Genomic DNA, 17,065 nt, shown 5'->3' on the forward strand with positions numbered 1-17,065 from the left:
CAATGGAAACTAAGACTTGGACGTACACTGTCAGTGTTGACGACCCCGCCCCGAAACCGGGCGAATACATTGTTACGGTTGGCAAGCGGGGTATCAATTCGGTTTTGCTGATTCGCAAGGTTCGCAAGGTGAATCACAAGCGGGTAAGTGAAGATCAAGGCTATGTAGTCGAGGTAATGTACAGACCGGACCTTAAGCCACTAGCGGACATAGAGTGGCACAGTGCTGAGGATTTGTCGGTCTGGGTGAAAGGTGAACCGGCTTGGCCGCTTTTCTGGAATCCGAGGTAAAAAAAGACCCCGTACCACTGGTAACAGCACGGGGCAAGTGAAAATGGATTTTTTCTTAAGGTCGCACTGTAAAGATACAAAGCATGGCTGGCTTTGCAAGTAGCTGACACAGAAAAGCCCGACCACGGGCCGGGCATCTGGACAACCACTAATGTATGAACAAATATACACACCAAAGATGAATGTTCATACGCCTACCTTGATGAGAATCGTAATGCACCCAGATCCACCCTTGACCGCTTTGCTGTTCAGGCTGTTGTTCTACGCTGTAAGCCTTCTGCTGATGGCCCCCGCGCCGTTCTGGAACGATGTAGTCGAGATGCTACAGATTCCTGATGAAGTGAAAACCGCAGCGGCCCCGGTGGCTGGTTCGGCCTGCTGGACAGCCGTAGAAATCATAGCGAACGCAAACCGGCAGGCACCGAGAGTGTTAAAATTATTGTGGCTTAAATTCCTTGTCGGATGGATTACCGGTCAGTTCTGCGTAAGCCTGATTACGCCGTGGCTCAAAAACCCACCCGACTGGTCAGCCGCCTTTGTGGCTGGAGCCGCCGGGTACATTTTCATCAGCAAGGTGCTGCCCAAGCGCATACAGAAACTTGAAGACGATTACGACGACGACTAACCATGCTTGACCTAGGCCAACAGTTCACCCGCGATTACCTCTGGCACATTCTGGGCATCATACCCAACCTGTGCTTTCAGGTCGTCCTGTATCTCCTCTGGCAGTACACGCACTGGCGCAGCCGGTGGCATCTGATTCTGGGTGGCCTGGGCAACCTATGGTACCTGTTTCTCATCATCATCATCGCCGTCAAGCCCGAATACCTCTACAACATTCGGCCGTTCAATTGGGGGCTGGTTATCTGGGGTGGCTACCATTTGTGGTTCATGAAGCGCAACCCCATCCCACGCAAGGTGTATGTAGACCAGTGGAAGCACCTATTACACATCCGTAAGGCGATGAACGAACCCGCTCCGATTGACCCGCCGTTCTGGTTTCGTACGGGGTTTCAGATAACCGGGCTGGTAGGGCTCGTTTTGCTGTTGGTCCTGTTCATCATTGCCAAGAGTGCGCAGCTCATCTACAAGGCATCGGAAACGTTCGAGGTTCAGGCGGCACAAACCACCAAAGAACTGACCATCCGCAACCGGCAACAGGCCAAACAGTTTCAGCAGGACAGCCTTAGTTACGTAGCGTTGCTGGAGTCCATTCGCCTGGATTCGCTGCAACTCATGGAAATCAAGCGCAGCCGGGCGCAGACGACCGCCGAACGCAGACAACAGCAACAGGAGAACGCCCGGCTGAACCGCAACCTGCAACGCTACCGCTCGGAAGCCGAACGCTTACGGCGGCAGATGAATCTACAGCCCATCCAACCCACCCCCAAACCCGTTCTGCCTGCCCCCGCCATCCCCGACGACTACCGCGCGCCGAATCCTAGCTACAAACGTCGCGGGTCGTTGGGCTACGAAAGCGACGTGCAGGGCCGGGATTCGCTTTGGGCGCGGTATGTGGAGCAGTGAGGGCGTTAAAGTATGTTGTATTCCCGAGTAGGTTGATACCCGATTATAGCCAACACATTTACAATGTTTTCCAGGTGGTGTTCAGGTATGCCCCGGCGATTATCCAGAAAGTGTTTAAGTGTACTGGCTGGCACTCCCGCCATCACTTCTACAGCCTTCACAGAAACCAGCTTGCGCCGGTTTGCTGTGAAATAGGCTTTTAAGTTTTCGGATTCAGTCATAAAAGAGGTGATCGACTCATATCAATGCCAAAACAGTAGTAGGCTATATCATCCTGTTGTTGTAGTGTGAAGTGAGGGTATTTAATGATGTTGCTAAAGTACTCGCCATCTGTAGAGCTATAGAATTCCATTTGATCGGCAGCATGTTCAGCAACGTCCCTTGGTAATTCATCTTCGTCCGTTTGGCGAAGAGCTTTTGCAAAGACGGCAGCGGTTTTGCCTGTTACAAATTTTAGCTTATTGTCCATGTCTATTTAGATTTAGTAGTGAAGGTTACCTTTTCATCATCCATTGAAATAATGTCAATAGGCATAGACATCATGTCGGCATGGAAATCAGAAACCTCCATGTTTGCTGTACCCAATCGAAGATACTGCTCATCTTCTTTCCAGTCTTCATAAGTTTTCGTGTATACTTTTTTGATCGTTTCCATTGTCGTGTTTGTTTATCGTTTAACTTGTACCAAAGGTAGTACATTGTATTGTAAGTACCAAATTTGGGACAAGAAAAATCAACAAATATTTTGCAGATTGATTAAACGGTACAAACCACCCCCTAACATTCCCCGCCCCGCGCTTGCATAAGTGATTGATTTGGCGTAACTTATGGACGAAACGAGACTAATAGTAATGGGATTCAATCCAACTAAAAAAGAGGTACAGATTGGGGCGCTTGTTAACGAAATGAAAAAGCACCCCAACTATAAGGAACTCACGCCTAATACCGGTGAAACGTTAGTAGCGTTTTCCCTTCGTTGTGCAGCTCACCTTATTTCACCTCCACAGGAAGAAGGCGAGGATTACGAATTGGAGTGCGTTGACGTAGCCGTTGCCATTCAGGCGTTAGCCCCGGACATTGAGCAAAAATGGAATGATTCACTAACCAACCATGTCAACCCGTCCTTGCATAACTCGCTGAAATAGCGTAACTTATGGACGAAACGAACGGGAAACGAGAATGGCAAATACTGAACATTGCGAACGCGAGGAAGCCAGCACCCAGCCTGAAAAGAGCTTCAGAGAGGTGTTTACTGAGCTAAGTGAAGACATTGGAAAGTACTACACCCATCCCTGCGTTTGCATGAACTTGCACAGAGACCCGTGTCATTTGAATTGTCCTGAACACGAAGACAACCAACCATGCCAACCAAGCAACCCCTAACCGCTGAGGATTACGAACTGGCAGCAGCAATACTTAGCACCGGTGTTGCCAACATTCGCGCCGTGTGTGAGGTCGAATCAGGTGGCCGGGGCTTCACCGTCGATGGCCGTTGCATTATCCGCTTTGAGCCGCATCTGTTCAGTAAGTATACCAAGCGGGTGTTCGACCTATCTCACCCCCTGCTGAGCTTTCAGCCGTGGCAGCCGGGTTATCCGAAAGGGGTCGATCATTCGTGGAAGCTGTTCAAGGAAGCGGCCGCGCTGAATCCAAACGCAGCGGTGATGTCAACATCATGGGGCGCCCCGCAAATATTAGGGTTAAATTTCGCGGCCTGTGGGTGCGCGAATCTTGGGGAGTTCGTTCAGCGCATGGAGCATTCAGAACAGGAGCAGTTATTGATGTTTTGTGAGTTGCTGCTGGATTGGGGGTTGGCTGATGAGTTGCAGCGCCGGGACTGGAAGACGTTCGCCCGCGTTTACAATGGGGTGGGGTTCCGGCGCAATCGCTACGATGAGAAGCTGGAAGCCGCTTACCGTAAATGGGGAAAGGTATATCCGAATTAGAGATATAGGTTGAAAGGGTTTAGGAATCGGTAATGCACAGAACGCCTACCCCGATGAGGTAGGCGTTTGTTTTTGTTAGGTGTGTTGTGGCGGCATTGGTGGGGTGTGTCCCTCCCGAATAACGCGGCTCTGCGGCTCTGCTGGCGGTTCGGGGATGGCATCCAATACAGCCGGGTTGCCGTGTAGCGTTCCGTCAATCGCCGCCTTGATGCGCATTGAATCAACTATCCGGTCATCGGCCCGTAAGTGGTTAGCCAGTAGGTCAGCATACCGTAGCGCCTTGTCGGTGTCACCGTCGTTGATGGCGTGAATCATTCGGCAAATCTGAGTTATCATCTTTTCTTCGCTAGTTATATCCTACGTATTCCATTCCTGTATTACCTTCGCGCCCTCCCTAACCCTCCCCCTATGGGCAAAGACGGCACCCTGATTACTGAACGCTCCTACGTGGCCAGTGACCTGCTGGCGATGATCGAGCCGACGATGGTTTCGTACGCCGAAGCGATTGAGCTGTACCATGCCTGCCAGAGTCTCGACACCTGCCGGGCGGTGATCGACCTCGCCCACCGGGGGCACCTGCCGCTGTGGGCCGCGTGGGAGGTGTGGCGGGCCGGGCGGGGTTAGTTACGTGATTGCACCCGGCGCAAAACGCGAAGTTCGCCTAAATCCATCCAGTGCGTCACCCGTTCAAGTACAACACCTTCCGCTTCGCAAACGTATTGGTCGCCTTGTTGGTAACAATAGCCGACTAGCATCTCTTCCTGATAGCCAATGGCTAGTACTTCGCGGTCTGGTTGCTTCTGGGTAATGTCTACCCATTCGATGTTTGGTTGTCTGGTTGTCATGGTTCAGTACGCTCTTCCTGTTTCATCATTCGTTTCTGTATCGTCCGCTCCAATTTGCGGTAGGCGCGTTTCCGGCGCTTAGCCGGATAGTCCACGCAGCAGGGACAATTGATGCCGCCCGGACCAATGCCAAGTTGTTTACGGGTGTGATTCATGGGATGGGGTTCGGTTAATACAGTTCTCCAATAGTAGTTCCCACTGGCACGGCTCCCACTTCTGATGGTGGTTCCAGCATACATACAGGGTATTGTGCCTGAGTTCGATGTTAGGCCGGTGGGCTTTGTTCAGCCGCTCAATGACCCGTAGCGCCGTTTCCCGGTCATAGCCTAACGGAAATGAATTGTTTGTATCGGCAGTGGTATAGAGTCCGCTATCGGTTTTGTTCAGCGTGTATGTCATGGCTGTTTGCTCGTTTCTGTTTCTGTTCCCTCCTCTTCTCAATCTTCGCCCGTGCCGTTTGGGCCGGGGCTTCGTTCACCGCCCCGATGCGGGTCAGCAGGATCTGTTGTACCCGTTGCATGGTCGCCACTTCCTCCGCGTGGAACGGGCCGTCGGGCAGGGTGGCCGTAAATGCGGTGATGGCCTCTCGAACCTGCGTCAGGTACCAGGCTTTTGCTTCTCGCTGGTTTAACCGGCGTCGGTTTTGGGGCATGGGTTAATCAGCAATGAACCTGAGAATAATAAACCAGTCAGGATGTTCGCTATTTCGCTTTGAAAGCAACGATTGCCCTTCTTCTTCACGGCACCATTCCCGACTTGCCGTAGGTTCGCACTGTGCATTTTCGTAAACCTCCTGATGGTACCTTAAAGGAGGGCAAGCGGCTAAAATGTAATGTATTTTCGGTGTTTCCATAGTGTTAATATACACAAAATCAACCTATTAATCAATAAGACACGCCCCATTCGCGGAGCTGGTTGATGATTGGCCAGAGGTTGCTAATATCCTGTGCGCCGTCGTATTCGATGGCACAATGAATATCGCCGTTAGGCATGAAGTTGGTTTCGTAGTAACTACTGGCCACAACTATACCGTGGGCATGCCGCGTTACTAATACGTATTCTTCTGAGCTGCTTCTTAATTTATGCGCCAACCGGTGAATTTGGGTTAGCTGGTCGTCGGTCAGGTCTGCGTAAGTCATAGCAAGTCCATCTCTTTTAGTTTTACAAGCATCTTACCGGCCGCTTCAACGGGCGACGCATCGGCCAGGGCCGCAAGGGCTACGGGGCGATCAACGGAGCGGTAAGCAATCACGGTTACATTCTTAATGCTGTCCTTTGTCAGTTCCAGCATCCACTTGGTATCATCGATGTCATAGCCCGATGGGAGCAACTGCCAGAGTTCAGAGAAGGACGGGGGACCTTTGTCAATAATGATACCGGCTTCGTAGAGCTTTAATGCTATTTCGCGTGATAGATAATTCATGTTGTTTGGTTTTAGCGCAATCGACGGGACTCGAACCCGCACGGTGTACACACACTCGGCCCGGCTGCATTCATAGTACGACAATATAACCGGCCCGGTGCCCAACCGTTGTTTAGTGGTTAGTTGCTAGACTGTTACAAGGTTCAGCCGGCCCGCCCCTTACCGTTCAGGGTCACGATTGCAAGACCCCCGCCCGCTGGTCTGCCATACCATTCTGCGAACCACCACAGGTTTATGGTTAAGACAGCCAGCGGGCGGGGAGGGGTTATTGAGAAGGGCGTAATCCTTTGGGTTTAGCCAGAGCAAGGTTCTTTGCTTCGTCGTGGGGTCCGTTTTGCGTGATAGTCAACTTGACCGGCATAAACCGAAATCCCTGTCGAATTAACGCTTCGGGCGTTTGGCCGTATCCTGCTTTGGCTAGAAGTTTGGTAATGGCGAACGATTCGGGTATGTCCTGCCCAAGTGTTGCCGTTTGTGGTGTGCCGTCTGGCGCAACCAACACAAAGAAATCTTCCTGATGCATTTCGTCTATTTTCATTGTTCCCTTGCCGATTACGCCCGGCACGGCGGTTGGGTTATTTGACGTGTGAATAGCTGTTATCGGGATTTTTTGCCCACTTTCGGGCCTTGTTCTTTGTCATCTTAGCTGCAAAGGCAGCCGTTATTAGCTCAACTGATATACCCGCTCGTCCTGCCGAATCAAACAGGCACATCAAACAATCAGCGTATTCTTCTGACAGTGCAGCTATCCAATCAAAAGGGTCTGCATCCGTCGGCACTGTGAGCAGTTCTTCAACTTCTTTAATTTCGCCTTCCAGCTTACGGAGGGAACTAACGGCGGTCGCTTCAGTGAATGTCTGTAAACTCCATTCCAAGCGTTCAGACTCTAATTCGGTTAGTGATTGCATGATGTCGTATGGGGTTAAGTGTTTCCTGCACCTCCTCGTTATCCCTGGCCATGTGGTACTGCTCGGCATCGCCGAGCAGGCGTTCTTGCTGTTCAGCGGTCAGCGGCCCCACGATGGCGGCAAGGGCGGTCAGAAGGGCGGTTTGGGCGGGGGAGTTAGCTAAGCAGGTGCGGGTGTTCATAGATGTTGCCGATGACCTCAGTTCGAGTTTTCTCGATTCGGGTTTGGCCCAACAATGGCTTTGAATAACTACCGTATTCGTCGCCCTCAGTTGTATTGGCGTACCACTGCAATGCGTATTTGTTCCAGCCTACAGTGTATCGCGACTTCTGCCTGCTAAGTTCAGTGTCCCAAATCTCAACTATATCCCCCTCGTAAATCTCCGTACCGTTCTTGTCGGTAAGCCCGGTAAACTGCATCAGAACAGGGCCGTTAGCTTCGTCGTACAAATTCCATTTGTAGCCAAAAATCTCCCATTCATCGCCAGTCCTTCCCAGCTTAACGCCGTCACAAACGCCCGTATCATCAGTGTAGGTTAAAACAAGTACATCGTTTCTGTCTGTACCCGTATAGCGCATTACTTTACCATCCCACGCTCTAAATTTCAGTTGCCTCATTGTCTTGCTTTCGTTAGTTGTTCTCAATCACCCTTACTTCGCGCTGCTCCTCCTCGGTCGCCCACCGGAATCTCTTGCCCCCTTTCGACACCACCCCGCGTTTGATCGAATCGTACACGGTAAGGTGTGCGGTGGTGTAGTAACGGGCCGCATCGTTGGTGGTTGCAAACAGTAGACCGTCTTCAACGCAGACCACGAAGCGGCTTTTCCCTCTGGGCCTTCCGATCAGTCCAGATGATGCGGATGTATCACCGGGCATAGATCGTTCGTCCTGCGCCGTTTCTGGCGCTTGTACGGGGCGATCTGCCCTATGGTAGCCCTGCTGCTCCAGTTGTTGCAATCGTGCCTCTAATCGGATCTTTCGGGTGGTGATGGTCGTTTCGCGGCCGAACGGGTCGATCAGGACAGCGCGTACCATGTCGGTGCGGGTCGATACGTCGCGGCTACCTACAGCCGGGTTGCCCGCCGGGGTGTAGCCGTGGCCGGGTGAAGAACCGAGCCGGATGGAAGATTGGTTGGTTGGGGTCATGGGTGAATAGCCCCCGCCCGGTGTGAGCGGGGGCGTTAGGGGTTATTGCTCAGCTTTTTCCACCATTTTAGGAGTGATGGTGAAATAGCGGCTTTCTAGTTGCTCAATCCGATTGCAAACAATTCCTATGATTGTTTCGTAGGCAATCATTTCGTCTCTATGCTGCTTATTGGCGGTCATGTTCCACAATTGAACAGCCCCTTCGTGATGCCTTTCTAGGCTTAGCAGTAAGCCGTAGGCCGCTGTCAATGACAGATTACCAATAGCTTCTTCGTCAATCATTACGTCTATTGTTTCCATGCTAGGCAGGTTGATTTAGTTGCAGAATGTTGGTTGCCACTACCCACAGCTTGTCAACATGACCCAGCCGCTTGAGCATTTGTAATTTGCTTTCACCTGGATTAGGCTTGCAGTGGTTGACCGACACCCGGTAACGGTAGTACATCTCCGTATAGATTTTGCGCCATACATCGGGAACGGGTGTTACTGTAGCCGATGCGTAGACGTTGACCATGCGCCGTACTTTATCTTCCGTCGATAGTTCAGGCATTTCTTCTGATGGGGCGGGCAAAGCCTGTAGTTCGGCGGTTGCTTCCTGCTGTATCTGCTGAAACTGGCCAAACCGCTCTTCGAGGTTGGATACCCGCCGTTCAGTTTCGACCATCTGCTTAGCCACTTCAACACTGGTTTGCAGCGATTGCAGAAGTAGTTCCATTGGGGTAAGCGGCAGGGCGGTTGCTGACTGAGCTACCTTATCGGCTTCAAGCTCCTGCCAACGCTGTACGATCTTGTGACGGGCTACAATATCGTAGCCGGATAGTAGTGTTGTGGTCGTGTTCTTGTCCAGCCGGTACATTTCCCGGGCCTTACCTTGCGCGTCGACGTAACTAGCTGTTTCACAATGCCAGCTCAAATTTGAGCCGGCCTCTTTCGCGGCCTCAAGTGTTTCAATCATTTTGCGGATGTCGCGAATGATGTTTTTGTGAAGCTTTCCTGTCAGTTCGGCAATCTCCAAACTCGACATGGTTTTGATCTGGGATGCGATTTCAGTTGTCATGGCTATTCAGTCGGTTTGGTGAGATCAGCAATTCGCAGGGAAAGAAATTCGTCCAACATCTCGTAGTAGAGAATCTGTAGAGCAAGCGTAGACCCGAAATTCGAGTCCCAGTTTTCGACGTTGCCCATGAACCAGGCACGTAAGTTGCGACGCACAACGTTTACCTCGTTGGGGTCACTGAACCAATCTTCCAGGAATTGTTGCGCCGTTTCTGGTACGGCAAAGGAGGGAACGGATGCGGCCGGGCCGCGTACGGCTTGCTCCGGAGAGCCGCCCGGATTGGGCTGGCAATTTGATAAATTGGACATTGGTATTGGACGGTTTATCCCTTGTACGGAAGGGGTTAAAAAGCAATGTAGGCGGACTACCGCACTAACCCGCCGTCCAAGCACCAAGTCCGGGGCCGCACACGCCATTACAACGTGTGCGCGGGGTTGCGATAATCCGCCTACATCCTTCTTAACAGGATATAAACCGTTACCAATAAGGCATAAAAAAAGCCCTACAACCGAATGTGAGGGCATCGCTGCCCCGGAACTATGATACTTGGACGGATGCAAGTTAACAGTTTTCATTCGGTTGTCAATAGGTTTGCGTTAATTTTCTTACGGCGTCGGTAGTTGTTGGTTCATAATTTCCGGTACGACCTGCCAATGATAGGCCAGCATACGCCACAGCAGGTACAGCAGCAGCCCGGCGAAGCCTGAACCGAGTATCCAGTTCAGCGTTTTCTCATCCGGCCGGGTAAAATCAATTGGTTTCATTTGATGTCTGTGTGGTTAGTTGGTCTTCGATGTGCTGAATGGCCTGGAAGAGCTGGTAGACCACCTGGGGCACTACAGCATTGCCTAAGGCTCCGAGTCGTTTACCATCGTCCAATCTTCGGGGAAACCCATCATCCACTCCACAAAGCATGGGTTTAGGGTACCAACTATCCCACTGTCCAGGATGCGTTGTCCGGTCTGGTCGGGTAGTAGAAATACGTCCCAGCCCAATTGACTCCCGATTTTCACGCCCGATGGTCGTTTTCCGTTGTTGTGAAGTTTGTTGTAGGCGGTCGTACGGTATCCGTTGACCATCTGAACCATTGAGTCCGATTTGACCGGCGTAGGCAACAAACCAAACGCGCTGCCGTTCGTGGGGAGCGTTGACACCCGCAGCCGGAAGGTTAACCGGCGGTATCGTTTCGTAACCGAGGCTTTCCAGGTCAGATAACACCTCGTGGACGACCAATCCATCTGACCAATTAAGAATGCCAGAAACGTTTTCCCCAACCACCCAACGCGGTTGGACTTCGCTAATGACTCTAAGCATTGACGGCCACAGGTGGCGTTCATCTTCTTTCCCTTTTCGTAACCCGGCCTGACTATACGGTTGGCATGGAAAGCCCCCGCAAATAAGGTCAATTGCTCCCCGGTACGGGGTGCCGTCAAACGTGTTGATGTCTCCATAGATTTCAGCATTTGGAAAATTCTTGCGTAGTACTTTCTGACAGAAGGGGTCTAATTCCACCATCACGCGGCTTTCCCATCCCATCCATTCGGCGGCCAGATCGAAGCCGCCGGCCTAATCCCCGCGAACAGCGACATTACAGAGAATGCCTTGCGTTCGCGGGGTATGTTGTTTTGGGTGTTCATGGTGTCGTTAGCAAGTCGCTTAGTTTGCAGTAGTACATCACGCACAGCCCCGCTTCAAGGCCCATAAAAAACCATTGCCAGCGGGCATCCTCACCGCGTTTTGCTTTCTGGTTGCCCTTGACGTAGTTCATTACTGCCAGTAGCAGGGCTGACAAAAACACGAGTAGGTGCGTTACAATCGGGTTCATGGTGTCAGCAGCCTAATGATTTCATGAAATCGTACATGCCGTTGTCCTTGCGGGTCACCATTTGTTCGAGCAGCATATCAGTTAGCTTGCCCCAATGGTCGACCAGCCGCGCCCAGACGGGACTAACCGCCCGCATACGGTCTAGCTTAGCGCGGAATTGCGGCACCGCTTCCAGCAGTAAGTGACAGCGCCGGAAATCAGACGGGTCAAGCGGGTGACTTTCCCACCGGCTACGCTCAATCGACACGTCGTCTGATAGGTACTTGAATATGGTTTCGGAGCTTACCCCCCGTTCCCCGTTGGCAAGCCACCACATCGCGTTTTGTTTCTCGGTTCGCTCGCTCGGTGTAGCGTTGACCGGCTCTGTCCAGGTCTTTTTGCAGCTTCGATGTAGCTTGGCGAACGACTTCATGAAGTCAGAAGCCAGCGTTACCGGCATGGGTAGGGGCATTGGCTGCGACACACCGCAATGGAAGCAGAATAGCGCCCCGTTGCGAAAGCCGGTATGTTCGGTTTTAGGTTGCTTTGTCATGGTGTCTTCTCATTTGCGCCCTGACGAATGAGCCAGGGCAGGTAATTCAGTTCAATCCCGTTCTGCTGACAGTACAGCAGAAAGGCAACCAGGTAGCGGTGCGGGGAAATGCAGGTGCTTGCTGAATCACGGTACGGGAAGGGTGACAGGGTGCTACCGATTGACCATTCACCATCTTCGTACTTGTGCAGATCGTGATTCACAGGCATCAAAATCAGCAGGTCGTCCGTAGACAACCCTTCGAGTTGTTCGCGGGTGAAGGTCATAGCTCCGTCCATTTTGCCGTTTCGACCATCGTACCGTCCTCCTGCACACATTCAAGCAGCCGGGCGTTGGCAGGTCCGAACCACTCCACGTAGCGGGGCGTGGGGTCGTCGATCAGTTCTTCCAGCGTCGGGCGCATGGTCAGCATCGCATCAACCTCGCGGGTGTAGCCGTTCGCGTCGAGCCACTCGAACTTCTTGAACAGCGCGTCGTAGGTTACCCAGGCGGCATCGAGTTTGCGCTGATACGCCACTTCCTGATTGAAGGCGTGTTCCTGCTCAGTGACAGCAGCAATCACCTGATCGTAGTGCGCAATGCTCTGCCTCAGGTCGTCGTTGGGGTCGGGGGCAATCAGGTTTCTACGAAAGAAAGCAAGCAAGGCCCCGCCAAGCACGATAAGGGTCAGATTGAACGTAACCACCAGGGCAATACCGCCTTCGTTGAACAGGGGTGCGTTAAGGGCAACGATGATGGCGCAAATGAGTAAGATTGTGGTGCGTTTCATTGTGCTGTGAATTCGGTTAAAATGTTAGTGTTAATCCTTCGGGTTGGGCCGGTACGTGCCGTCGCTACCGAGCCGGTAGCAGTTCAGCTCACGCGCCCGGCGGTTCAGGGCACCGTAGGCTTTGCCAAGCTCACCCGTGCGTTTGAAGGGATGGTAGCCGTGAAGCTGAGAAGCCCCTTTGCGCAGGAAGGTAACGGCGCCGTTCAGGGCGTGGTGATCGGTAAGTGTATCGACGTACCGGTACCACTCCTTAATGTTGGAAATGTTGAGGGTGCTCATGGTATTTCAGGTTGTCCCGCCCGCAGACGGGCGATGGCTTGTTCGATTTGGTCAATGCGCCAGGCCAGATCGTACATGACGCAGTTCGTGTCGGGCGCGTCGGCGTCGCCCCATTGGTCCCAAGCGTCCTGCAATTCCGCTTTGGCCTGGGTGATCTCGAGCGTAAGCTGAGCAATGCGGGTCGTTGCGTAATCAGGCCGGTTCGGCGCATCGGTCCACACATCCCCCAGCGTTACCGGGGCTGGCTCTACGGCTTCCATGTGTAGCCCCCCGTCCGCGTTGCGGATCAGGGCGTATTGTTGTTCGGGTGTCTGTTCCATCGCTACCGCCGTGAAAGGCCGTTTCCTTTTGGCATATCCGACATCACCCCGCCCGTATTGTTTTTTTTCACGGCAACACCATCATCGACCACTTCCAGTTGCTGTTGGTCGATGTATTCGCCGTCAGCAGACTTATTGTCTACCACGGGCGGTTTTACGCAGTACTGAACGCAACCGTTCAGGTATTCAACTTTGGAGATAGCGATGCCGGTGAAACCGGTTACAATGCAGCGAACTTTTTGGCCTAGCTTAATCATGATTGTCTGTTGTTTGTGTTTTGGTTATTAGCGTTCTAAGGGGTTTGTGAGAAACCGGAGCAGGAGCCCCGCCCCGGTTTGCTGCGTTATCTATCCACAGTTTTCTAAGCCGTCGCCCTCGAAGATTTCGACGCAGGCCAAGCGGTTAGACAAGGCAGCCGAATCAGCCTTTTCTCGTGTGGGATGTACAGCGCTGGTTTCAGCATACTTGTACACATTCACCCACCCCAGCGACCGGGCGGGAACGATTAGAAACAGATCGTATTCGGATTCGTCACCGCCGTAGTAGTATTTGCCATTCGCTGTATAATGGATGATGGCTTCTACTTTGTCTTTATCAATTAGGGCGATGACTGGATACTGCGCGCCTTTTAAATCCAGGCAGATCACTCGGACCGGTAAGCCCTCCCTCGTTTCAACGTGGAACGGTGTCTCTGTGCAAAGGCGCTGGTAGTCTTCGACGGTGAAGGGTATACGTTTGGTTTTCATGGCGTGTTATCATTTTCAAGGTTGGTGTAAGACCGGCCCGGCCGGGCCACGGAGGCCACAGGTGCGGCCGGGCGGTGCTGTTGTCAAACCTTCCTTACTGAATGCTTAGAATGGTAGGGCTTCATCCTCGCCCACTGGTGTATAGTCAAAAGCGGTGTTTTGCGTAGCAGGGGCAGGGTTAACAAGGGCCGCATATTCTTTGCTGGACTTAATCTTCTCCTGAATCCAGCCGGGCAGCTTGTCGAATACGCCAAAGTCAAAGTCAGCGAACGACAGGGCCTGCGTCGGGTTGATCTGGTCGGGGCAGGTCAGCCCTTTTGGTAGCGGGGCGATAGAGCCGATCTTGGCGATGGTTTCGCCTTTGGCGGTCGTGTGGTGAATCACGTTAATCATGCAGGGCACACCGAGCAGCTTGCCAGCATCGAACTTAGCTGCTTCTTCATCGGTGAAGGTTTTGCCCCGCCAACTGCCTAAGTCCTTGCGGAACGTGGCCTTTTCGTGCATAGAGAAGCTGTACTCCTTACCCAAAACGAACGGCTCCTCACCTTTTTCGGGACTGAACACGGCCTTTTCGGTGGGGAACTCCCAGGCTAGACGGATTTTGTTGACGGTTTTAGATTCGCCAAGATAGGTTTCTTCGACGGTGCCAATCTGAATCATCGAAAAGCAACGGGCAACATAATTGCCCTGCTCCATGAGCTTGCGGGTTGATGATCCGGCGACGGGGGCGACAAACGTAGACATACTTTGACAGGGGTTTGATTGGTTATAGATTGATTTGAATTGATTGCTAGGCATCCCACTCAATGAGCAGGTCTAATTCTGAACGGGTGAACTTATCGCAGACCAAGCCGGCAGAAACTTCAAACGGCCGGTTACCGACGGCAACGAAACTGACAATGCCCGCCGGGGCGATACGGGCCACGTAGTAGCCCTGTTCCCAGTTGTAGGATAGTTCGACCAATGCTGTAGGGTCAAGCTGCGTGGCGTACAGATACTTTTCGCGTACCTCGTCAAGCACTGTTTGCTTCTCCTGCTTCTTGGCGGCTGCCTGATCGCAACGAAGCGCGCACAAGTGTTGTACGTGGTTGTTGACCGGCTGGCTGAGCCGGTGGCGGTCGAACTCCTTACGCTGTGGTTCGCTCATGTGCAGATGAGCGTTATTGGCGTTGATAATTTCAGTGTAGCGGTTCACTACGTCTAGGTTGGTTAGGTTCATGGTTCTTGTGGGTTGATTTACTGTAGTTGTCGGGGCAGGGATCGAACCTGCGTTTGCAACCGGCTTGCGCCCGACAGTTTGTAATAGTCTTACTTCTAGGGCTGGATGGTTGACGACTTACGGTTGCGCCTGTTATCCCTTGACCACGGAAGTATGCTATGTCTTGCTGGTCCGTCCACCCGGCGCAGGTTCGTGGGGCCTGCTGTGGTGTGGTGCGAATCAGTAGGACAAATGTAAACACACGTTTACTAATATGCAAACAAACGCTTATGATTTTTTAACTGATTAGTTACGTTTTTTGTAAATATCTAGTTATCAAATAAATAGCTTTTGCAATTGATTACCTATGTCACTATTTTAGGCATACATATACCACTTGGATCATGACCGAACAGCAGTTGCATAAAATGGAGGAGCTTTTTGACCTACGTGATCAGGGGCTAATAGATAAAGAGTCTTACGAAAGGCTCAAGGCGAAAATTTTAAACCCGAAACCAGCAACTAAGCGGGTTTTTCATCAGATGCTTATTCTTCGTGAGCTATTAGATTCTAATGCTCGAATAGAGGCCATGCTTAGTTTGTTAATCGGCTCTGATACTCAACAAGTGGCCGCTAAATCCAAAAAAGGATTTGCTAGAACACAAAGGCATCGGTATAAGAAATTAAGCCAGTTAACAGACCAACTAAAAGAAGCTATGCAGAAGAGTGCGACCTACGAAAAGGAATATGTCGAGTTTAACGAAGAGGTTTAATTCTAACACACAAAAAACCCCGGCCGGATCGGGCGCGGGGCTGACTAGCTATCCATGTCAAGAGTTAATCAGATAGTAAAACGGGAGTATTCTACCTATTGCCAGTTATTTGATAAGGTTAAGTATGCTTATCCTGATGTCATTTCACTATATGCCGACAAAAAGCATAATCCTAATTGGTCAAAGGGGGAATTTGAAATGAAGTGCCTCAATCGCCCAGGCAAGATTAAGGTTCAGCAAAAGCACGTTAAAAAATCAATTTATGCTGTAGTCTTGCTGATTGAAACATTTATGACTGAGGCCATATGCCGCTTTGACTCAGATGGCCACATGCACATAAACAAGCATAGGCGAGATTACACGGAACTAGAAGAACGACTGGTTCCTACTCCGCACTTTCACCGCTGGGATGAAAACGGCTACGAGATTGCCTACACTACACCTGATGTAATAGGTTGTGCTAAAGCTATACACGCTGATATAAACGTTGGTCTTTATCACGTTTGCCAACAATTTAGTATCTTTACTCTTAATGAAGAGCCTATACAAGTAGCTACGTATGAGCTATTCCCAAGCGTCAGTTTAAAGGACAATAACAAGGGTATAGACTTTGATGTGTAATGGAAAATCTACTGCCACTGTTCAAAGCAATTAAGTCTGACTTTTGCAATATTGTAAATTATAAGTTGCGCGGAACAACAATAGAAATTATTACCGGTATTCAGACCATTACAAACGCGGTTGTTTCCATCTTTGTCAGTTATAAAGACGGAAAAATTGTTGTTTCGGATGGTGGATGGATTAACGAAGGCGAATATGAAACGTATTACGCTGAACATGATTCTGATGAAGTGATTGACCTGGTAGTGAGTCAGTATACCTCTTATTTTGATATTAAGTCAGTCAGGAGCAATTCGGGTACTGTTTACTATTACAAAAGCACTGATCGGATTGAGCATTTGTCTTCAATAGCGCATGATGTAGCTCACTTTATTGCCTATACCGTTAGTGCGCAACATACAACCTATAGAATTACAAATGAAGAAAAGACCCAAAAAACTGTGTTTACAAACCAGGTAAATAATGCGCTTAAAAGTCAATTTGGGGATCGTAATGTATTCACTAATGAATACATTAAACTTAAAGATGAACAATCAGTAAAAATAAATTCAGTTGTAAGGATAATCCATCGAGATATTTACAAACAATTCTATTTGATGTACGTATCGGGTTCAAGGCTAGATGCTTTTATTAAAGATGCTACTGAAGCAACTTCCAAGTTCCAATTAATTGACCAGTTTGGCGTAAAAGACAGTTACTTACAGAAGATTGCTGTACTTAATAAAAGTGCCGCAGGTTATAACCCTCAAAAATCAGGGATTTTCTTAAAACAGTTAGAAGAAACAACGGGTAGACCTTTGATTGAAATTGATGCCAACACATCAATGCGCAACTTGTTGGATGCTTTACCCCATAATTAAT

General features: G+C 50.7%; 39 protein-coding genes. 9 read left to right on the plus strand and 30 right to left on the minus strand.

Annotated features, from left to right (window positions below; translation table 11 throughout):
- Positions 1 to 2: 2 nt before the first annotated feature.
- The 3 genes from DYU11_RS20090 (at position 3) to DYU11_RS20100 (ending at position 1,817) form a co-directional block, all read left to right on the plus strand.
- Entirely contained in the window at positions 3 to 290 is a 288-nt protein-coding gene (locus DYU11_RS20090) for a hypothetical protein (protein WP_119669518.1), read from the plus strand.
- 214 nt (positions 291 to 504) lie between these two features.
- Positions 505 to 915, plus strand: a complete 411-nt coding sequence (locus DYU11_RS20095) for a hypothetical protein (protein WP_158600323.1) — start codon at positions 505 to 507, stop codon at positions 913 to 915.
- Positions 916 to 917: 2 nt separating this feature from the next.
- On the plus strand, positions 918 to 1,817 hold the full coding sequence (locus DYU11_RS20100; protein WP_119669520.1) for a hypothetical protein: 900 nt from the start codon (positions 918 to 920) through the stop codon (positions 1,815 to 1,817).
- A 5-nt stretch (positions 1,818 to 1,822) separates the two neighbouring features.
- On the opposite strand, the gene DYU11_RS20105 is transcribed toward DYU11_RS20100, so the two are convergent.
- The 3 genes from DYU11_RS20105 to DYU11_RS20115 are packed head-to-tail and all read right to left on the minus strand — an operon-like array spanning position 1,823 to position 2,471.
- Positions 1,823 to 2,038 carry a hypothetical protein gene (locus tag DYU11_RS20105; RefSeq protein ID WP_119669521.1) on the minus strand — a complete coding sequence of 72 codons (216 nt, stop codon included), beginning with the start codon at positions 2,036 to 2,038 and terminating at the stop codon, positions 1,823 to 1,825.
- Entirely contained in the window at positions 2,035 to 2,286 is a 252-nt protein-coding gene (locus DYU11_RS20110) for a hypothetical protein (RefSeq protein ID WP_119669522.1), read from the minus strand. Before DYU11_RS20110 ends, DYU11_RS20105 begins: the two co-directional genes overlap by 4 nt.
- Before the next feature lie 2 nt (positions 2,287 to 2,288).
- Entirely contained in the window at positions 2,289 to 2,471 is a 183-nt protein-coding gene (locus DYU11_RS20115) for a hypothetical protein (protein WP_119669523.1), read from the minus strand.
- 196 nt (positions 2,472 to 2,667) lie between these two features.
- Between DYU11_RS20115 and DYU11_RS20120 the strand changes: the two genes are divergently transcribed.
- Both DYU11_RS20120 and DYU11_RS20125 read left to right on the plus strand, forming a co-directional pair.
- On the plus strand, positions 2,668 to 2,961 hold the full coding sequence (locus tag DYU11_RS20120; RefSeq protein WP_158600324.1) for a hypothetical protein: 294 nt from the start codon (positions 2,668 to 2,670) through the stop codon (positions 2,959 to 2,961).
- A 216-nt stretch (positions 2,962 to 3,177) separates the two neighbouring features.
- On the plus strand, positions 3,178 to 3,762 hold the full coding sequence (locus tag DYU11_RS20125) for an N-acetylmuramidase family protein (protein ID WP_119669525.1): 585 nt from the start codon (positions 3,178 to 3,180) through the stop codon (positions 3,760 to 3,762).
- A gap of 75 nt (positions 3,763 to 3,837) precedes the next feature.
- Here DYU11_RS20125 and DYU11_RS33280 read toward each other — a convergent pair whose 3' ends face one another.
- A complete protein-coding gene (locus DYU11_RS33280; RefSeq protein ID WP_158600325.1) occupies positions 3,838 to 4,077 on the minus strand; it encodes a hypothetical protein in 240 nt (79 codons plus the stop codon).
- Between DYU11_RS33280 and DYU11_RS20135 the strand changes: the two genes are divergently transcribed.
- On the plus strand, positions 4,069 to 4,386 hold the full coding sequence (locus DYU11_RS20135) for a hypothetical protein (protein WP_147367981.1): 318 nt from the start codon (positions 4,069 to 4,071) through the stop codon (positions 4,384 to 4,386). The two genes, DYU11_RS33280 and DYU11_RS20135, sit on opposite strands and share 9 nt — an antisense overlap.
- Here the strand turns inward: DYU11_RS20135 and DYU11_RS20140 are convergent.
- From DYU11_RS20140 to DYU11_RS20245, 26 genes are all read right to left on the minus strand, one after another.
- A complete protein-coding gene (locus DYU11_RS20140) occupies positions 4,383 to 4,607 on the minus strand; it encodes a hypothetical protein (protein WP_119669528.1) in 225 nt (74 codons plus the stop codon). The two genes, DYU11_RS20135 and DYU11_RS20140, sit on opposite strands and share 4 nt — an antisense overlap.
- Entirely contained in the window at positions 4,604 to 4,762 is a 159-nt protein-coding gene (locus DYU11_RS33285; protein ID WP_158600326.1) for a hypothetical protein, read from the minus strand. Before DYU11_RS33285 ends, DYU11_RS20140 begins: the two co-directional genes overlap by 4 nt.
- Before the next feature lie 215 nt (positions 4,763 to 4,977).
- Positions 4,978 to 5,259 carry a hypothetical protein gene (locus DYU11_RS20145; RefSeq protein WP_119669529.1) on the minus strand — a complete coding sequence of 94 codons (282 nt, stop codon included), beginning with the start codon at positions 5,257 to 5,259 and terminating at the stop codon, positions 4,978 to 4,980.
- A 232-nt stretch (positions 5,260 to 5,491) separates the two neighbouring features.
- Positions 5,492 to 5,746 carry a hypothetical protein gene (locus DYU11_RS20150; RefSeq protein WP_119669530.1) on the minus strand — a complete coding sequence of 85 codons (255 nt, stop codon included), beginning with the start codon at positions 5,744 to 5,746 and terminating at the stop codon, positions 5,492 to 5,494.
- Complete coding sequence (locus tag DYU11_RS20155; protein ID WP_119669531.1) at positions 5,743 to 6,030, minus strand: hypothetical protein; 288 nt, start codon at positions 6,028 to 6,030, stop codon at positions 5,743 to 5,745. The genes DYU11_RS20150 and DYU11_RS20155 overlap by 4 nt, the downstream gene beginning before the upstream one ends.
- A 265-nt stretch (positions 6,031 to 6,295) precedes the next feature.
- Entirely contained in the window at positions 6,296 to 6,568 is a 273-nt protein-coding gene (locus tag DYU11_RS20160; protein WP_119669532.1) for a hypothetical protein, read from the minus strand.
- A 37-nt stretch (positions 6,569 to 6,605) separates the two neighbouring features.
- The gene (locus DYU11_RS20165; protein WP_158600327.1) at positions 6,606 to 6,938 is read right to left on the minus strand and encodes a dATP/dGTP pyrophosphohydrolase domain-containing protein; all 333 of its coding nucleotides are present in this window, start codon (positions 6,936 to 6,938) and stop codon (positions 6,606 to 6,608) included.
- A complete protein-coding gene (locus tag DYU11_RS33290; protein ID WP_158600328.1) occupies positions 6,910 to 7,119 on the minus strand; it encodes a hypothetical protein in 210 nt (69 codons plus the stop codon). The genes DYU11_RS20165 and DYU11_RS33290 overlap by 29 nt, the downstream gene beginning before the upstream one ends.
- Positions 7,094 to 7,555: a YopX family phage-derived protein gene (locus DYU11_RS20170; RefSeq protein ID WP_119669534.1), complete on the minus strand. Its 462-nt coding sequence runs from the start codon at positions 7,553 to 7,555 to the stop codon at positions 7,094 to 7,096. The genes DYU11_RS33290 and DYU11_RS20170 overlap by 26 nt, the downstream gene beginning before the upstream one ends.
- Before the next feature lie 13 nt (positions 7,556 to 7,568).
- On the minus strand, positions 7,569 to 8,084 hold the full coding sequence (locus tag DYU11_RS20175) for a hypothetical protein (protein WP_119669535.1): 516 nt from the start codon (positions 8,082 to 8,084) through the stop codon (positions 7,569 to 7,571).
- Positions 8,085 to 8,126: 42 nt separating this feature from the next.
- Positions 8,127 to 8,384 (minus strand): hypothetical protein, encoded by a 258-nt coding sequence (locus DYU11_RS20180; protein ID WP_119669536.1) that lies wholly within the window; start codon positions 8,382 to 8,384, stop codon positions 8,127 to 8,129.
- Between the two features lies 1 nt (position 8,385).
- The gene (locus DYU11_RS20185; protein WP_119669537.1) at positions 8,386 to 9,141 is read right to left on the minus strand and encodes a Rha family transcriptional regulator; all 756 of its coding nucleotides are present in this window, start codon (positions 9,139 to 9,141) and stop codon (positions 8,386 to 8,388) included.
- A 2-nt stretch (positions 9,142 to 9,143) separates the two neighbouring features.
- Entirely contained in the window at positions 9,144 to 9,449 is a 306-nt protein-coding gene (locus tag DYU11_RS20190; RefSeq protein ID WP_119669538.1) for a hypothetical protein, read from the minus strand.
- A gap of 297 nt (positions 9,450 to 9,746) precedes the next feature.
- The gene (locus tag DYU11_RS33295; RefSeq protein ID WP_158600329.1) at positions 9,747 to 9,905 is read right to left on the minus strand and encodes a hypothetical protein; all 159 of its coding nucleotides are present in this window, start codon (positions 9,903 to 9,905) and stop codon (positions 9,747 to 9,749) included.
- The gene (locus DYU11_RS20195; RefSeq protein ID WP_199736752.1) at positions 9,892 to 10,677 is read right to left on the minus strand and encodes a DNA cytosine methyltransferase; all 786 of its coding nucleotides are present in this window, start codon (positions 10,675 to 10,677) and stop codon (positions 9,892 to 9,894) included. Before DYU11_RS20195 ends, DYU11_RS33295 begins: the two co-directional genes overlap by 14 nt.
- The gene (locus tag DYU11_RS33835; RefSeq protein ID WP_262697120.1) at positions 10,656 to 10,778 is read right to left on the minus strand and encodes a hypothetical protein; all 123 of its coding nucleotides are present in this window, start codon (positions 10,776 to 10,778) and stop codon (positions 10,656 to 10,658) included. Before DYU11_RS33835 ends, DYU11_RS20195 begins: the two co-directional genes overlap by 22 nt.
- Complete coding sequence (locus DYU11_RS20200; protein ID WP_119669539.1) at positions 10,775 to 10,966, minus strand: hypothetical protein; 192 nt, start codon at positions 10,964 to 10,966, stop codon at positions 10,775 to 10,777. Before DYU11_RS20200 ends, DYU11_RS33835 begins: the two co-directional genes overlap by 4 nt.
- A gap of 4 nt (positions 10,967 to 10,970) precedes the next feature.
- Positions 10,971 to 11,498 (minus strand): hypothetical protein, encoded by a 528-nt coding sequence (locus DYU11_RS20205; RefSeq protein ID WP_119669540.1) that lies wholly within the window; start codon positions 11,496 to 11,498, stop codon positions 10,971 to 10,973.
- On the minus strand, positions 11,495 to 11,764 hold the full coding sequence (locus DYU11_RS20210) for a hypothetical protein (RefSeq protein ID WP_119669541.1): 270 nt from the start codon (positions 11,762 to 11,764) through the stop codon (positions 11,495 to 11,497). The genes DYU11_RS20205 and DYU11_RS20210 overlap by 4 nt, the downstream gene beginning before the upstream one ends.
- Positions 11,761 to 12,267, minus strand: a complete 507-nt coding sequence (locus DYU11_RS20215) for a hypothetical protein (protein ID WP_119669542.1) — start codon at positions 12,265 to 12,267, stop codon at positions 11,761 to 11,763. Before DYU11_RS20215 ends, DYU11_RS20210 begins: the two co-directional genes overlap by 4 nt.
- Positions 12,268 to 12,297: 30 nt before the next feature.
- Positions 12,298 to 12,546, minus strand: a complete 249-nt coding sequence (locus tag DYU11_RS20220; RefSeq protein WP_119669543.1) for a hypothetical protein — start codon at positions 12,544 to 12,546, stop codon at positions 12,298 to 12,300.
- Positions 12,543 to 12,866 carry a hypothetical protein gene (locus tag DYU11_RS20225; protein WP_119669544.1) on the minus strand — a complete coding sequence of 108 codons (324 nt, stop codon included), beginning with the start codon at positions 12,864 to 12,866 and terminating at the stop codon, positions 12,543 to 12,545. The genes DYU11_RS20220 and DYU11_RS20225 overlap by 4 nt, the downstream gene beginning before the upstream one ends.
- Before the next feature lie 2 nt (positions 12,867 to 12,868).
- Entirely contained in the window at positions 12,869 to 13,123 is a 255-nt protein-coding gene (locus tag DYU11_RS20230; protein WP_119669545.1) for a hypothetical protein, read from the minus strand.
- Positions 13,124 to 13,213: 90 nt separating this feature from the next.
- A complete protein-coding gene (locus DYU11_RS20235) occupies positions 13,214 to 13,612 on the minus strand; it encodes a hypothetical protein (protein WP_119669546.1) in 399 nt (132 codons plus the stop codon).
- 105 nt (positions 13,613 to 13,717) lie between these two features.
- Positions 13,718 to 14,356 (minus strand): phage replication initiation protein, NGO0469 family, encoded by a 639-nt coding sequence (locus DYU11_RS20240; RefSeq protein ID WP_119669547.1) that lies wholly within the window; start codon positions 14,354 to 14,356, stop codon positions 13,718 to 13,720.
- A gap of 46 nt (positions 14,357 to 14,402) precedes the next feature.
- Positions 14,403 to 14,831 (minus strand): hypothetical protein, encoded by a 429-nt coding sequence (locus DYU11_RS20245; RefSeq protein ID WP_119669548.1) that lies wholly within the window; start codon positions 14,829 to 14,831, stop codon positions 14,403 to 14,405.
- A gap of 383 nt (positions 14,832 to 15,214) precedes the next feature.
- Here DYU11_RS20245 and DYU11_RS20250 point away from each other — a divergent pair, with 383 nt between their 5' ends.
- Genes DYU11_RS20250 through DYU11_RS20260 form a run of 3 tightly spaced genes read left to right on the plus strand, consistent with a single transcriptional unit; the run spans position 15,215 to position 17,064 of the window.
- Positions 15,215 to 15,583, plus strand: a complete 369-nt coding sequence (locus tag DYU11_RS20250; RefSeq protein ID WP_119669549.1) for an SHOCT domain-containing protein — start codon at positions 15,215 to 15,217, stop codon at positions 15,581 to 15,583.
- A gap of 54 nt (positions 15,584 to 15,637) precedes the next feature.
- The gene (locus tag DYU11_RS20255) at positions 15,638 to 16,204 is read left to right on the plus strand and encodes a hypothetical protein (protein WP_119669550.1); all 567 of its coding nucleotides are present in this window, start codon (positions 15,638 to 15,640) and stop codon (positions 16,202 to 16,204) included.
- Entirely contained in the window at positions 16,204 to 17,064 is an 861-nt protein-coding gene (locus DYU11_RS20260) for a hypothetical protein (protein WP_119669551.1), read from the plus strand. Before DYU11_RS20255 ends, DYU11_RS20260 begins: the two co-directional genes overlap by 1 nt.
- The last annotated feature ends 1 nt before the right edge of the window (position 17,065 follow it).

Origin of the sequence: Fibrisoma montanum (assembly GCF_003583365.1) — a bacterium.
In the GTDB taxonomy this organism is placed as follows: domain Bacteria; phylum Bacteroidota; class Bacteroidia; order Cytophagales; family Spirosomataceae; genus Fibrisoma; species Fibrisoma montanum.

Bases quoted from the DNA above. Each gene is read 5' to 3' on its own strand.
- DYU11_RS20090 (WP_119669518.1), top strand. From the start codon at position 3: ATGGAAACTAAGACTTGGACGTACACTGTCAGTGTTGACGACCCCGCC.
- DYU11_RS20095 (WP_158600323.1), top strand. From the start codon at position 505: ATGCACCCAGATCCACCCTTGACCGCTTTGCTGTTCAGGCTGTTGTTC.
- DYU11_RS20100 (WP_119669520.1), top strand. From the start codon at position 918: ATGCTTGACCTAGGCCAACAGTTCACCCGCGATTACCTCTGGCACATT.
- DYU11_RS20105 (WP_119669521.1), bottom strand. From the start codon at position 2,038: ATGACTGAATCCGAAAACTTAAAAGCCTATTTCACAGCAAACCGGCGC.
- DYU11_RS20110 (WP_119669522.1), bottom strand. From the start codon at position 2,286: ATGGACAATAAGCTAAAATTTGTAACAGGCAAAACCGCTGCCGTCTTT.
- DYU11_RS20115 (WP_119669523.1), bottom strand. From the start codon at position 2,471: ATGGAAACGATCAAAAAAGTATACACGAAAACTTATGAAGACTGGAAA.
- DYU11_RS20120 (WP_158600324.1), top strand. From the start codon at position 2,668: ATGGGATTCAATCCAACTAAAAAAGAGGTACAGATTGGGGCGCTTGTT.
- DYU11_RS20125 (WP_119669525.1), top strand. From the start codon at position 3,178: ATGCCAACCAAGCAACCCCTAACCGCTGAGGATTACGAACTGGCAGCA.
- DYU11_RS33280 (WP_158600325.1), bottom strand. From the start codon at position 4,077: ATGATTCACGCCATCAACGACGGTGACACCGACAAGGCGCTACGGTAT.
- DYU11_RS20140 (WP_119669528.1), bottom strand. From the start codon at position 4,607: ATGACAACCAGACAACCAAACATCGAATGGGTAGACATTACCCAGAAG.
- DYU11_RS33285 (WP_158600326.1), bottom strand. From the start codon at position 4,762: ATGAATCACACCCGTAAACAACTTGGCATTGGTCCGGGCGGCATCAAT.
- DYU11_RS20145 (WP_119669529.1), bottom strand. From the start codon at position 5,259: ATGCCCCAAAACCGACGCCGGTTAAACCAGCGAGAAGCAAAAGCCTGG.
- DYU11_RS20150 (WP_119669530.1), bottom strand. From the start codon at position 5,746: ATGACTTACGCAGACCTGACCGACGACCAGCTAACCCAAATTCACCGG.
- DYU11_RS20155 (WP_119669531.1), bottom strand. From the start codon at position 6,030: ATGAATTATCTATCACGCGAAATAGCATTAAAGCTCTACGAAGCCGGT.
- DYU11_RS20160 (WP_119669532.1), bottom strand. From the start codon at position 6,568: ATGAAAATAGACGAAATGCATCAGGAAGATTTCTTTGTGTTGGTTGCG.
- DYU11_RS20165 (WP_158600327.1), bottom strand. From the start codon at position 6,938: ATGCAATCACTAACCGAATTAGAGTCTGAACGCTTGGAATGGAGTTTA.
- DYU11_RS33290 (WP_158600328.1), bottom strand. From the start codon at position 7,119: ATGAACACCCGCACCTGCTTAGCTAACTCCCCCGCCCAAACCGCCCTT.
- DYU11_RS20170 (WP_119669534.1), bottom strand. From the start codon at position 7,555: ATGAGGCAACTGAAATTTAGAGCGTGGGATGGTAAAGTAATGCGCTAT.
- DYU11_RS20175 (WP_119669535.1), bottom strand. From the start codon at position 8,084: ATGACCCCAACCAACCAATCTTCCATCCGGCTCGGTTCTTCACCCGGC.
- DYU11_RS20180 (WP_119669536.1), bottom strand. From the start codon at position 8,384: ATGGAAACAATAGACGTAATGATTGACGAAGAAGCTATTGGTAATCTG.
- DYU11_RS20185 (WP_119669537.1), bottom strand. From the start codon at position 9,141: ATGACAACTGAAATCGCATCCCAGATCAAAACCATGTCGAGTTTGGAG.
- DYU11_RS20190 (WP_119669538.1), bottom strand. From the start codon at position 9,449: ATGTCCAATTTATCAAATTGCCAGCCCAATCCGGGCGGCTCTCCGGAG.
- DYU11_RS33295 (WP_158600329.1), bottom strand. From the start codon at position 9,905: ATGAAACCAATTGATTTTACCCGGCCGGATGAGAAAACGCTGAACTGG.
- DYU11_RS20195 (WP_199736752.1), bottom strand. From the start codon at position 10,677: ATGGGATGGGAAAGCCGCGTGATGGTGGAATTAGACCCCTTCTGTCAG.
- DYU11_RS33835 (WP_262697120.1), bottom strand. From the start codon at position 10,778: ATGAACACCCAAAACAACATACCCCGCGAACGCAAGGCATTCTCTGTA.
- DYU11_RS20200 (WP_119669539.1), bottom strand. From the start codon at position 10,966: ATGAACCCGATTGTAACGCACCTACTCGTGTTTTTGTCAGCCCTGCTA.
- DYU11_RS20205 (WP_119669540.1), bottom strand. From the start codon at position 11,498: ATGACAAAGCAACCTAAAACCGAACATACCGGCTTTCGCAACGGGGCG.
- DYU11_RS20210 (WP_119669541.1), bottom strand. From the start codon at position 11,764: ATGACCTTCACCCGCGAACAACTCGAAGGGTTGTCTACGGACGACCTG.
- DYU11_RS20215 (WP_119669542.1), bottom strand. From the start codon at position 12,267: ATGAAACGCACCACAATCTTACTCATTTGCGCCATCATCGTTGCCCTT.
- DYU11_RS20220 (WP_119669543.1), bottom strand. From the start codon at position 12,546: ATGAGCACCCTCAACATTTCCAACATTAAGGAGTGGTACCGGTACGTC.
- DYU11_RS20225 (WP_119669544.1), bottom strand. From the start codon at position 12,866: ATGGAACAGACACCCGAACAACAATACGCCCTGATCCGCAACGCGGAC.
- DYU11_RS20230 (WP_119669545.1), bottom strand. From the start codon at position 13,123: ATGATTAAGCTAGGCCAAAAAGTTCGCTGCATTGTAACCGGTTTCACC.
- DYU11_RS20235 (WP_119669546.1), bottom strand. From the start codon at position 13,612: ATGAAAACCAAACGTATACCCTTCACCGTCGAAGACTACCAGCGCCTT.
- DYU11_RS20240 (WP_119669547.1), bottom strand. From the start codon at position 14,356: ATGTCTACGTTTGTCGCCCCCGTCGCCGGATCATCAACCCGCAAGCTC.
- DYU11_RS20245 (WP_119669548.1), bottom strand. From the start codon at position 14,831: ATGAACCTAACCAACCTAGACGTAGTGAACCGCTACACTGAAATTATC.
- DYU11_RS20250 (WP_119669549.1), top strand. From the start codon at position 15,215: ATGACCGAACAGCAGTTGCATAAAATGGAGGAGCTTTTTGACCTACGT.
- DYU11_RS20255 (WP_119669550.1), top strand. From the start codon at position 15,638: ATGTCAAGAGTTAATCAGATAGTAAAACGGGAGTATTCTACCTATTGC.
- DYU11_RS20260 (WP_119669551.1), top strand. From the start codon at position 16,204: ATGGAAAATCTACTGCCACTGTTCAAAGCAATTAAGTCTGACTTTTGC.